8 protein-coding genes are annotated in these 13,216 nt (G+C 49.2%); 2 read left to right on the forward strand and 6 right to left on the reverse strand.

What is annotated here, in order from left to right:
* Positions 1 to 12 precede the first annotated feature (12 nt).
* Together DFP94_RS17255 and DFP94_RS17260 are read right to left on the reverse strand one after the other, a co-directional pair.
* Positions 13 to 3,570: an EAL domain-containing protein gene (locus DFP94_RS17255; protein WP_114497712.1), complete on the reverse strand. Its 3,558-nt coding sequence runs from the start codon at positions 3,568 to 3,570 to the stop codon at positions 13 to 15.
* A 256-nt stretch (positions 3,571 to 3,826) separates the two neighbouring features.
* Positions 3,827 to 4,633 (reverse strand): formate/nitrite transporter family protein, encoded by an 807-nt coding sequence (locus tag DFP94_RS17260; protein WP_114497713.1) that lies wholly within the window; start codon positions 4,631 to 4,633, stop codon positions 3,827 to 3,829.
* Positions 4,634 to 4,834: 201 nt separating this feature from the next.
* On the opposite strand from DFP94_RS17260, the gene DFP94_RS25570 reads away from it, so the two are divergent.
* Both DFP94_RS25570 and DFP94_RS17265 read left to right on the forward strand, forming a co-directional pair.
* The gene (locus DFP94_RS25570; RefSeq protein WP_181873189.1) at positions 4,835 to 4,990 is read left to right on the forward strand and encodes a hypothetical protein; all 156 of its coding nucleotides are present in this window, start codon (positions 4,835 to 4,837) and stop codon (positions 4,988 to 4,990) included.
* A gap of 202 nt (positions 4,991 to 5,192) precedes the next feature.
* The gene (locus DFP94_RS17265) at positions 5,193 to 6,005 is read left to right on the forward strand and encodes a hypothetical protein (RefSeq protein ID WP_114497714.1); all 813 of its coding nucleotides are present in this window, start codon (positions 5,193 to 5,195) and stop codon (positions 6,003 to 6,005) included.
* Positions 6,006 to 6,096: 91 nt separating this feature from the next.
* On the opposite strand, the gene DFP94_RS17270 is transcribed toward DFP94_RS17265, so the two are convergent.
* From DFP94_RS17270 to DFP94_RS17290, 4 genes are all read right to left on the reverse strand, one after another.
* A complete protein-coding gene (locus DFP94_RS17270; RefSeq protein ID WP_114497715.1) occupies positions 6,097 to 7,587 on the reverse strand; it encodes a glutamate synthase subunit beta in 1,491 nt (496 codons plus the stop codon).
* 359 nt (positions 7,588 to 7,946) lie between these two features.
* Entirely contained in the window at positions 7,947 to 9,566 is a 1,620-nt protein-coding gene (locus DFP94_RS17280; RefSeq protein ID WP_114497717.1) for a response regulator, read from the reverse strand.
* A complete protein-coding gene (locus DFP94_RS17285; protein ID WP_114497718.1) occupies positions 9,541 to 11,454 on the reverse strand; it encodes a cache domain-containing sensor histidine kinase in 1,914 nt (637 codons plus the stop codon). Before DFP94_RS17285 ends, DFP94_RS17280 begins: the two co-directional genes overlap by 26 nt.
* 63 nt (positions 11,455 to 11,517) lie before the next feature.
* Complete coding sequence (locus DFP94_RS17290; RefSeq protein WP_114497719.1) at positions 11,518 to 13,188, reverse strand: extracellular solute-binding protein; 1,671 nt, start codon at positions 13,186 to 13,188, stop codon at positions 11,518 to 11,520.
* Positions 13,189 to 13,216: the final 28 nt, after the last annotated feature.

Here is a 13,216-nt window from a genome sequence, read left to right on the forward strand (position 1 = left end):
GCTTAATGAAATTCAAACCTGGGCTTTCCCGCTGAGGTCATAGACGGGGTTGCTGTGAAGCAACCTGATCGCTTCCTCTTCCGGAAGCGGTTTGCTGATATAATACCCTTGAATCACGTCGCACTTTGCCCGTTTGACATGCTGCATTTGCTGCTCCGTCTCGACGCCTTCCGCCACCACCTGAAGCCCCATCTTTCTGCCGATCAGTACGATCGCTCGGGCAAGCGAACGATTGTCATCGTCTTTCGGCACCTGTTCGATAAACGTTTTATCGATCTTCAGCGTCGTGATCGGCATTTGCTTAAGATACCCGAGCGACGAATACCCGGTGCCGAAGTCGTCGAGCGCAATCTGGATGCCCTTGGATCTTAAGAAGGACAGGCTTTGAATAAGCCGATCGAACGACTCCACGATGGTCGACTCCGTGATTTCCAGCTCCAGATATTGCGGCTCAAGGCCTGTCACTTCAAGCGCCTCCATGACCTTATTAACGAAATTATCCTGAAGCAACTGAATCACCGAAATATTGACGGCAATTTTATAAGTTCCGTGTCCGTCGTCCTGCAACCGTTTGGCGAACATACATGACTGCAAAATAACCCATTCGCCAATGGAAACGATCAGTCTGCTATCCTCGGCAACCTTGATAAACGTGAGCGGCGAAACAAACCCGAGCTCCGGACTGTTCCAGCGGATCAGCGACTCGAAGCCGGTGATCCGGCCCGTTTTCAAACTGAGCTGCGGCTGATAGTGGAGCAGGAACTCCCCGTTTTGCAAGCCCTGCCGCAAATATTTTTCCAGTTTAACCCGTTCATTGAACGCCTGCAGAAAAGAAGGATCGAAGACCATATATTTTCCCTTGCCCGCTTCTTTGGCCGCATACATGGCTACATCCGCATTCTTCAATATTTCCTCCGCGTTTTCTCCGTCTTGAGGATAATAGGAAATGCCGATGCTGACCGATACGTAAAGGTCGCTGCCATTGATATGGAACGGTTCGTGAAACCCTTCCAGCAAACGGTCGGCCAGATCGACCGTCTGCTCCTTCCGCTCCATGTTCTTCATAAGAATGACGAATTCATCCCCACCCAGCCGAAACAGGGTCCCTTCCTCTCTAATGATCTCGGAGAGGCGGGCGCTGGCATCCATCAGCAGACGATCGCCGAATTTATGTCCCAGCGTGTCGTTAATATATTTGAAGTTATCCGTATCTACGAAAAACAAGGCCGCTTTTTCCTCGGGACGGGAGAACACTGCCTCCAACTCCTCCAGCAGGTACAGGCGATTCGGTAAATCACTGAGGGCATCGTAATAGGCCAGATACTGCAGACGCTGTTGAGACAATTTCAATTCATGAATATCGGTATTCGATCCCGTAAACCGGCAGGCTTCCCCGTCTTCATTGAACACGATTTTTCCGCGAGCCTGAAACCAGCGGTATTCCCCGTCCTTCATACGGAGCCGATACTGACATTCAAACAGGGACTTGCGGTTTTCTATAGCCGCTTCCATTTCGCGCTCATAATCCTCCATATCATCCGTGTGAACAATGTCTGTAAGCATCTCGCTGGTCACATGATCTTCATGGGTGTAACCCAATAGCTCGAACCATCTTTGGGAATAATAATACCGCTTTCGCACCAGGTCGATTTCCCAAATCCCTCCATTAGAGGCTTCCGTAACACGGCGATAGCGCTCCTCATTCCGACGGAGCATCTCTTGATTCTCCAGCAGTTGCTCATAATTGATCCGCAGCTCCTCCTGAGCCGCCGTCAACTCCTCGCAAACCGCTTCCAGGTCCTGATAGCTCTGCTGCAGGCGGAGCTCCGACTGCTTGCGTTCCGTAATATCGATCATGGACCCGGCAAACCGGATAACATGGCCTTCGCTGTTTTTACGGAGTTTGCCTCGGGCTTCGATCCAATTATAGGACTCGTCCTTTTTGCGCATCCGATACTCGCTTTCATACACCGGCGTCTTCCCGTCCAAATAGTCCTGGCGCCGCTTCATGGTATCGGCAAGATCGTCAGGGTGGACGAGCATTTTCCAGCCCTCGATGCTATGCGGGATCTCGAACCTGTCGTACCCGAGCAGTTCAAATATCCGATCGGAAACAAAGTAATAGTCCGAATCATGTACCTTATCCCAAATGACCGCGCCCGATCCCAACGTCGCTAATCTGAACCGCTCTTCGCTGATGCGCAGCTTGTCCTCTTTTTTGATCAATTCATCGAACTGCAGTTCCAACTCCTCTTGGGTCGCCGCCAGTTCTTCATAGGTAGCCTCCAGCTCTTGATAGCTTTTTTGCAGCTTATTCTCATACATTTTGCGTTCCTGGATATCCACTCCAGCCACGATAAACACGTCCGGATCTCCCGACAAGCCGCGGATCGTGGCCGACCGGAACAAAAATACTTTAGGCGGGCTTCCGTCCGCGCAGACGAGTGTCATTTCCCGGTCATCCGCAAATTTCATGGTCAATGCATCATCCAAAAGGGCGAACAGTTCAAAGTAACGTTCCTTCAGAACTGGCAGATTATCGTATTTCTTGCCGACGGCATCACTTTCCTTAATACCGGTAAGCCACTCGGCATATTTATTGAAGCGGAGAATTCTCCTATCCCCTTGTACCGCCCAGATAAACAGGTTCGTATGATCCAGGATATCTTTGGAGAATTCCTGTTCCCCGTAAATCGTTCTCCTGAGCCGGTTGATATACAGCTTAAGCAGTACATAACTCAAGGCAATAAGCAACACAAGGACACAGCCGACTAATATGTATCGGTTGCGGATTCGCTCCCCGTAAAAATCGGAATGCTTGAAGAAATACTTTTCGTATAATTCTTCATAGTTCTTTTCCCCCCGCAGATCATCGATCCTTTGATTGATATAGTTCACCAGATCGGGCGATCCTTTGCTTACGCCATAGGCAATGTCTACGGGATACAGATCATGCATGACCTGACGAATTTCCTCGTTAAGTCCCTCCTTGACCATCAAATAATTTACGACTTGCTGATTCTCGAACAGAAGATCGATCGATCCTTGTCTTAACGCCTTAAGTCCCTCTTCAACCGTAGGATAAGTGCTGTAATAGTCCAATCCCACATTTTCCTTGAGTTGCTGTTCGGTGTATTGTCCGGCCGCAACGCCGACCTTATAATCCGACAAGGTTTCGACCGTTACTTCATCATCAAAATATTCTCTGGCATACACGCCAGCGTATGTACGCATTACGGGTTTGGAATAAATCAGATCGCTATTCCGACTCTCCATCACCGCCATCAGGCCGACGGTGTCAATCTCCTGGTTCTTTAGCCGAGCATAGGCGGCATCCCAAGTATCAAAAGTAAAATAGATCGAATACTTATCATCTTCAAATACCATGCGGGTCAGCTCAAGATCGAACCCTGAGGGATACCCGTGTTGATTGAACTTGTAAGGAGGATAGTCCAGCTCGGTGTAATAGGCTACGTTATAACGAACGCCTCCGGCTCCAAGTACGGGATTAGAGAAACATGTTACAAGTAGGACGGCAAAAATGAGCATCCAGAGGTTTCGCTTCATCATTATGCACCCTTTGAAATTATGGTCTACACCCGGCCATCAGAAGAGAAAAACGAGAGAGCAGGAACAGGATCGGGAGTCATGGTACTTGAAACAGTGACTGTGAGTCCGGCTTTCCAGAATATTCATCCTTTTTCGTTTAATTTTAACATATTCCGGGAAGTTGAAATAGGCTTTTTTACCTAACTTGCGAATCTGGTAATCATAAAAAAACAAGACCCGCTACTGCCCTATAAGCAGCGTCAGGTCTTAATCGGTTTTACTTTTTTGTCGAATCAGGAGTACTTTCCGCATCCAGAAACGGCTTGTTGACAAAATAGTACATATAACCCATCAATAAAACGCCACCCACCAGATTACCCAGCGTAACCGGGATCAGATTATGTACGACTCCGCCGAAGGAAATAGTCCCCGGGTGGTTAAGCACCAGCGCAATCGCGAAAGTACACATATTGGCAATGCTGTGCTCGTAACCCGAAATAAAAAAACAGAAAACGAACAACATCATGGCAAACATTTTAGCGCCGTCACCCTGGAGTGACATGGGTACAAAGAAGGCCAAACAAACCAGCCAGTTACACAGAATCGCCCGGAAAAACAATTCGATCGTCGACGTGCTCATCTTATGTTCCACGACATTCAGCAGAAAGCTGTTTACGGAAGAATCCGTGAATAGTCCCGTCAGATAGATAAGCAGCGCAAAAGCGCAGGCCCCAAGAATGTTGCCCAGATAACTGAGCACCCACAGCTTCACCACCTGGAGCCACTTCAGCTTCTTTCGAAGCGCGGCGTATGTGTAGTAAAAGGTATTTCCGGTAAACAAATCCCCTCCGCCGTAAGCGATCAGGATGATAGCCGCGCCAAACGTTACGGCGGCCATCGGATAAGTCAGCGGGGAATGCTCCAAGTAGAAGAAGTTTCCTGTCTTGAAGGCCACGATTACCCCAAATCCGATGAACATGCTGGCAAGCATGGCTCTGGCGATGTAACGAAGCTGGCTTTGTTTAAATATTTTGTATTTTTTCAGCGCCAGCTCTTCCACTTTTAGCAGCGATTCAGTTTCCATAGTGCCCCCCTTGTATTATTTCTCCTCATTTTCCATATATCCAAGACATTGTCAAGCCAATCCCCTTTTTCTGGGTAGAAGCTTGATATTTACTTTTTGCCGTAATTTATGCATAATGATAATTAGTATATGATAATGATTATCATTATTGATTTGTCCAACAAGAATTCGGAATTTCATAGAATAAGGAGTTTGAAGCCCATGAAAGTATCTACCCGCAAATCTTCGCTGCAAATCGACGATTACTTGGATCTGCTGAACCTCGCGTCCAGCTTGGAAGATCTCAAATGGCAAAAAGAAATTATCCGCAAGCTGGAATACCTGCAGGCGGAATTGCAGCCCGAGAGGCTAAAATAGCCTTACTACCTCAAGTTGGATTGACAAGCGCAGGATTTATACTGTATATTTGACAAAAATAGGATGCAAACAAACTTGCGATGGAAGCACCCGTAAGCAAAGGCACACTTCGTGCCTTTCTTGCGGGTGCTTTTTGTCGTCGGGAAGTCCCCGGAGAGATCCGGATGCTTTTAAATTTGGTAATCAAGGAGGAGTGCGTAAAATGAAAAAACAAATTCTGATGATGCTAGCCTTAGCCATTTGGCTGGCAGCGTGCTTGGGAGGTAGTACGGTTATGGCCGCAGCCATTGAATTTACCGATTCCCTGGGATCCCAATTGAACAAGACAGCCGACGGTGCCGGAGGCGCAATGCGAACCAAAATACTCAAGCAGTATGCCGACTTGTCCAAACTTCAAGATGAGCATAACTCTCTGGTGAGCAAAACCTCCGGTCTTCATTATGACAATGAAGCCCGGCTTACCGCCGCCCGTAAAGAAATCAAAGAAATCGACGGAGACAAAATTCGCAGGCTGGACGAACAAGTGAAATCGGCAAAAAGCAAGTACCAGCCTCTTTTTGATTCTTATTCATCTATCAGCAAACAGGCTTCCGCCGCCAAAAAGCTTAAAGACAAAACGTTGTCCAAACTGCTCCAAACCCAGGCTGATGGCCTTAAAACAGCCAGCACGCTGGCCAGGCAGGATATCCGCAACAAGGAATCGGCTCTACAAGCCGCCAAGAAAGAGAAGACGCGCAAAGCGAAGGAAATTCGGAAGATTCTCGGCGAGAGCGACCTTCATAAGAGCAAAATCAAGGCGGAGAAGAGCGCAATGGCTTCCACGAACAAACTGATTTCCACGGAGTGGAGTAATTTTAAGGCGGCAGTTAAAAAGAGCGAAGCCGACCGTACGACCGACACGCTTACCCGGCTGCATACCCTCTCTTCCCAAGCATTGAAGAACAAGCAGAACATCTATAATTTGGAGGTGAAAATTTCGGCATCCGCCAAGAATGCGGAAGACAAACTGCGTTAACGGTTGAAATACAACCGAAAAAGGCTGCACCGGTTCAAATCCGGCGCAGCCTTTCCTTCTCACCTATGCAACTTATTATTCATTCGAGGGATTAAATCACGGAACTCACAGTTTCTTTAAGCAGGTAACGATTGACCTCTTTGGCTGCCTGACGGCCTTCTTGGATAGCCCAGACGACCAGACTCTGTCCACGACGCATGTCCCCGGCAGCAAATATCCCCTCTACGTTAGTGCTGAAGCTTCCCTCCCTGGTTTTCACGTTGGAGCGCGCGTCTTGCTGAATGCCCAATTGCGACAACAAGCCCTCCTCCGGCCCGGTAAATCCAAGCGCCAGCAAAACCATGTCCGCCGGAAGCACTTGTTCCGTCCCCGGGATGAAGTCTGGAATCATCCCGCCTTGGTCCGAAGTCTTCCATTCGATCTCCGATATGTGCACCCCGGAGATGACTCCCCGCTCGTCGCCGACGAAGCGTTTCGTCGAGGTCAAATATCGGCGAGGATCGTTGCCGAATACCCGGATTGCCTCCTGCTGGCCGTAATCCGTCTTCAGTACCTTAGGCCATTCCGGCCAAGGATTTGCCGGCTGGCGGGTCAAAGGCGGCTGCGGCATAATCTCCAGTTGCGTAACGCTGCGGCAGCCATGACGGATCGCCGTAGCCACGCAGTCCGTCCCGGTATCTCCCCCGCCGATTACGACGACATCCTTGCCTTTGGCAGAAATATACCGGCCGTCTTCCAGGCCGGAATCCAGCAGGCTTCGCGTATTTTGCGTCAGAAAGTCCATCGCTTGATAGATGCCTTCCAGTCTTCTTCCCTCCAGGTTCAGATCCCGCATCCTCGTAGAACCGCCGCATAACACCACCGCGTCGTAAGACTCCAGCAATTGCTCCGTGGTAAGGTCTTTCCCTACCTCACAGCCGGTCACAAAGTCGATGCCTTCGGCCATAAGAAGGTCTACACGGCGTTGGACAGTAGCTTTATCAAGCTTCATGTTTGGAATGCCGTACATCAGCAGTCCGCCGACCCGGTCCGCGCGTTCATAAACCGTCACCGTATGTCCCGCTTGATTCAACTGATCCGCACACGCCAGTCCGGCCGGGCCGGATCCCACGACGGCCACTCTTTTTCCGGTCCGCGTCCCCGGGATTTCCGGCTGAATCCAGCCTTCGGCAAAGCCTCTATCGATGATAGCCTTCTCTATGCTCTTGATCGTTACGGGAGAACCGTTCTTGCCGACCGTACACGCGCCTTCGCATGGAGCAGGACATACGCGGCCGGTGAATTCCGGAAAATTGTTTATTTTCTGCAGCCGTTTCAAGGCTTCCCTCCAGCTTCCGCGATACACCAGGTCGTTCCATTCGGGGATCAGATTATGCACCGGACAGCCGGATGCCATTCCCGAGATCAGCCGGCCGGCATGGCAAAACGGAGTGCCGCAATCCATGCACCGGGCTCCCTGAACCCTCAGCTTCTCTTCTTCCAGCGGAACCGAAAACTCCTCCCAGGAAGATATCCGCCCCAGCGGTTGAATTTCCCCCGGCACTTCCCTCTGATATTCCAAAAACCCGGTTGCTTTTCCCATCTCCATCCCCCTGTTCCCGTACGCCGCCCAATCCATCCGAATTCCCGCGTCATTGCGTTATCGTTATAAAGCAAAACATTGCAAGTTTGCGTTACTATTCATGTTCGGCACACTAAATACGTTTATGTTATCACCGAACCCCTTGTCCGCTGAATGAAGAATGTCACTTCCAATGGCACAATAAAAAGCCCCTGCGACATATCTTTTATCCTCGATTGATCGGATAAAGATCTGTTTGCAGGGGTTTCCGGTCGCCGTATTGAATTTGAATGGGGCAAGTACGTAAAATGTTCTTACGATCGCTGTTGGCCGATTCTTCGGAATCATTTTACTCTCTTGCCAACATCTTATTCTTTAGTTCATTCCAGTTCCTCATGATTCGCCCGCCCGGAACCCGCAAGCCGTTCATGGCCCGCGAACAGCTTGCCGCGGTATTCGAACGGAGAAATGCCCTCCAGTTCCTTGAACACCCTGGAGAACTGCTTCGTATTCTCAAAGCCGACTGCGGCTCCGATCTCCGACAATTTCAGCGTATCGGTTCCGATCATCTCTTTCGCTTTGCGGATGCGCACTTTTTTTAAATACAGCACAAAGCTTTCCCCCGTATAGGCTTTAAAAGCTTCGCTAAAATAGGAATAATTCAGCGAGACATAGTTGCTCACCATGGCCATATTCAGCGCACGATGATAGTTTTCTTCGATATAGGCGACCGCTTCCCTCATATCCCCGTGTTCGCTGTGAGCCGAACGGATTCCCTTAATATATTCGTCCAGCCCGAGCAGCAACTGTTCCAGCGACCTGTAGTAGTCATGGAAGTGGCGGAAGTTCGTCATCGTGCCGACTTTCCGGTAGAGCTTCAATACTTCAATAGAAGCTTCCCCGTATACCCGGAACACTTCGTCCAGCACCTGTTCGTTGATGCGTCTGCTTACGGCTTCCAGATAAGCGATATCGATCCCGGGCAAAACCTCGATCCGGAAAATGTCATGCAAAAGCGCCCCGACCTCTCTCCCCCGGTTAGTGCCTAGAATATTTCCAAGCTTGCGGATATCCTCCTCCGGTACGGGAAACATCACCCTTTTCGCCTGCAATTCGCTGTACCAAATCAGCCGCGTTTTCGGAAAAATGAAGGTGTATTCCAGCGACGTCCGGGCATTCGCGTAACATTTGGCGATATCCTCCTGCCGGTTGCCCTCCTCGCTGATTCCCATCAGAAGGCCGCCCAGATCTTTCTCTGCGGCGAGTTGCGACAATTCCGCGAATTTCCGCTGCGGACCTCCGATCAGCACAACCCGGCCTTCACTGTCCAACAAAGAAGCATTTAAATGGCCTTGAACGCTGCTGAGCATATGTTCGGCCAGCGATTTGAGTTCGTCCCTATTCATCCGTCTTCCATCTTCATATCTATAGCTCAGCACGGCTACCGAAAAAGGAAGGGAGTAACCTTCGAATCCGATTTCCTCACCCAGTTTGGCCGCCTCTTCCTCCGTTATCTCAGGCTGCAGCAAAAACTCCTGAAGACGTCTTGACTGTAGCTGAATCCGATACGCTTCCGTCGTTGCAATCTGTTCAGCCAACTGCGAACGCTTCTTCAAGTCTTCCTCGCTTTTGCGCAGGGCGGCGAACAGTTCGTCCCGGCGAATCGGCTTCAACAAATAGTCCATGACCTGATACCGGATTGCTGCTTTAGCGTATTCGAAATCTTCATAGCCGCTGAGGATGATGACGATCGGCCGGTGGCCCGGATCATCCGGTCCGGATGTCCCCGACATTTTTTCGATCAATGTGATGCCATCCATAACAGGCATACGGATGTCGGTGATAACGACGTCCGCTCCCTCGGAACGATATAACTCCAGCGCTTCGGCTCCCTGTGTCGCTGTCATCACCTGATAGAGGCCCGGAAATTCCCGCTCAATCATCGTCTTCAACCCGATTCGGATATTTTTCTCGTCATCGACGATCAACAATTTTATCATTATTGCCTGCCCCTCCTGTCAAAAGCACTTTGGGTATGATCATAACAACACTGGTATAGCCGCCCGGCTCGCTGAGCACTTCCAGACCGTAAGCCTGACCGAAGAACAATCGGACTCTCTCCTGAACATTGATTAACCCGATCCCCCGGGCCTTTTCATCCTTTCCGAAACCGCCGGGAACCTTTTCCCTTGCGCCGATTAGATTCAGTTCCGCGTTCAACCTGTTCAACTGTTCGGATTCGATCCCGTCTCCGTTATCCGTCACCGAAATCCGGATATTCTCCTCCTGCCATTCGGCGACGCGGATATGGACTTCCCGGGTCCCCGTCTCTTCTCCCGTCCAGGCATGTTTTACCGCATTTTCAACAATCGGTTGCAGCGACATTTTGAGTACTTCCAATTCCATATAATCATCGGGTATATCAAGCCGGAGTTGAATGGGCTCATCAAATCGGATATTCATAACCTCTATATAGTTCTCGATGTGCCGGACTTCATCGCGGAGTTTCACGTACTCTCCGGACCATTTGAAGTTATATCTCATCATACCGCCTAGAGAGGTTAGCGCATCGGAGATGGCCCTCTGATTCTCAATCTCGGCCAGCATCTTAATGTTCTCTAAGGTATTGTAAAGGAAATGAGCGTCGATTTGGTTGTGAAGCGTACGCAGTTCCGCTTCCTTGGTCAGGGCCTGCTTATATACAGCCTGCGCCATCAGCGTATTGATGGTGTTCATCAGCTTCGAGAAGTGATGTGCCAGTTCCCCGACTTCACCGCCACCGCGGACGGCGATTCCGCTGTATGCCTCTCCCCTCCGGAGCTTCTTCATTTCCTCGGTCAGCAGACGAAGATTTTTCAAAATAAAAGCATTCATAATATAAGTAATGATGGTTACGAGCGTGATGAAACCTATATTGGCTCCGATCAATAGATTGCGTGTATGTGAAATTTCCTCCAGCACATTGTCCATAGAAACGATATTAAGCAGATCCGCATTGATTCGCTCGATCGGCTTGTGCAGCAGAAGAAATGATTTTCCGTTTTCCGTATAATTGTTATCCCATTCTCCGGTTACCCTGTAATGCTGAAGCCGCTCCCGGATCACCGTTTGCATCTTTGGATTGGCCGCAAGGAAAGAATTTTTGTCACGGGTAAATATCTGAGCTTCGCTATCCACGATCAACATTTGTGATTGGCTGTCCTGAATGACGGAGTAGGTTCTGGGGCTAAACTTCTCCAGCATCATATCTACCTGAACCATACCTACATGATGATTGGCCGGAATGCTCATTTCCCGGAGAAGAGACACCTTTGGTGAGAATGCAGGGGGCTGCCCCTTATAGCGGTTAAGGATATCCGGGTCATTGTAAAGGAAAGACCAGGATTCCATTCCCTTCATCTGCTCTGCCTTCCGGTACCATACTTCGTCAGCCACTCGGCTTTCGCGCAGAAACATCGGCCAAATTTCAATAATGTTGTTGCTGGAGAACATGCGAAGATGCTCCACATTAGGGTTATAGTATTGAATGCGTGTCAGATCCTTGAAGATATTGTTATTGAAATTCACCAAATCTTCGGTATCAGGCTCAATGGTATTAGCCAAGTAGTCCCTTGCATCCGGATCTTCATATGCGACCTGCATGGCCCGGGCCATGGATTCGATCTGCGTATCAATATGCAGTTCTTCCATATCGAGCAGGGAATAATTCTTGTCCCTTGCATCCCGCACATACATGTCATTAATCATTTCATACGAATAAAAGGACACCAACACGCAAGGTCCCAAAATAATAAAAACATAGGCGGCAATCAGCCGGCTCTGCAACGAGCGGCGCCCGAACCAATACATGAAGGAATCCCATATCGACGACCAGCGATTGCTCTTCATAAGCGGTGACTCCTTTTTATAAACACCCAAAAGCCCGCGTGCAGCGGGCTTTTGGGCATACTATTACTGCATGCCAAGCTTTTTCTTGTTCTCTTCGTATTTCGTTTGCTGGAATGCCATTACTTTGGCATTGCCCAGGTCTTCTTTCTTCTTCATGTAATCTGCATAAATCTTGTCAAACTCGGCCTCAGAAGGAGCCATCAACAGCTTAGGCAGCGTCTTGCTGCGCAAATCTTTGATTTTACTAAGGATGATACCCTCATCGGAGTTAGCCAACGGATCAATCAAGTCGAATTCCGAGACACTATTCGTCTTACCGCGAGTCCAGTCTTCCAATTGCTTGTATGGCTCTACCGATTGAGGCTTCCATTGTTCCGTAATGTTAGTATCTTGCATCATCCAGAACGTGAACGAGGATCCGTATTGCTTGTCGAATGCCGCGCGGTCTTTGTTCATCAGATCAAATGCTTCAGGCTTGAATTGGTCTTTTCCATCAATTGTATCATAGCTGACGCCTTTTTCACCAAGATAAAGGTCCTTTTGACCCTCTTCACTCATCAGGTAACTCAGGAACTTGATTGCACGAGCTTTGTCCTTAACATCCTTGGAGATCAGGGTTACTGTCCAGCCGGAAATGGAAGGGCCATTCAGCTTAGGCGCATCCAGGTTACTGTTCGCAGGACCGTCCACGGCGATATAGATCTTGTTAGGATCCTGTTGGAACAAGGTGCCCAATTGAGCTGCAAAATCTGTGCGTTGGTACAGCATGGCAAAGTAACGGCCTTGTACGATTTTTTCTTCCATTTGTGCACGTTTGTCGATGAAGATATCCTTCGCCAGCAAACCTTCTTGATTAGCTTGACGCAATGTCTTCATCCAGCGTACATATTCAGGGTCACTTTCGCGGTCATACAGCTTGCCGTCCTTTTCTCTCGGAATGGCCAGGTAGTTCTGAATGTAGCCTTCCAGGGAATCATTTCCGGTGGCCGTGAACTCATGCAAGCCGAGCGGAATCATCGGCTGACCGTCGATCTGAGGGAACATTTCTTTTGCTTTTTTCAGAGCAGCTACGAAGCCTTCAGGCGTACGCATGTCAGGGCTGCCGATCGCTTCGTAAATATCCTTGCGGACTACAAAAGTTTGGTTGGATACATAAGTATCTCCATATTTCTCGTAGTCTTTAGGGGAAGAGGAAGAGTTCGGATATCCGTATACATTGCCGTCCTCTTGAGTGTACCAGCCGAGTTTGTCCGGGTCGGCCACTTTGAAGAAGTACGGATCATATTCTTCAGCCAATTTATTCAGCGGCTCAACAAGGCCGCCTTCAATCATTTTCTTCACACCGTCTTCATACCAGCCGAGGGTGATGAAGTCAGGCAGTTTACCGGAAGCGATCAGCGTATTCAGCTTCTCGTTTTCGTTACCGGCTGGCACGATAAAGTTAACGTCGACACCCGTCTTTTTGGTTACATATTGGGACGTCGGATCGACACCCCATTTATTCGGGAACCAGGCAAAGTTCAAATACCAGTCAAACGTAATCGGAGACGTGTCAGACTTCCAGCCCGGTTCATCAGCCGATGGTTTAGCAGCCGGTTCGGACGGCGTCGTGTTGTTGGTGTTTTCTGTTTTGGCTGCATTTTTGTCGTTACCGCCGCAAGCGGCCAGAGACAGAACCATGATACATGCCATCAAAAGCATCATCATTTTTTTGGACTTACTCTTCATGCCCATGCTTTTTTACCCCTTTTCTGAATTTGTT

Source organism: Fontibacillus phaseoli (assembly GCF_003337355.1).
Taxonomy (GTDB): Bacteria; Bacillota; Bacilli; order Paenibacillales; family Paenibacillaceae; genus Fontibacillus; species Fontibacillus phaseoli.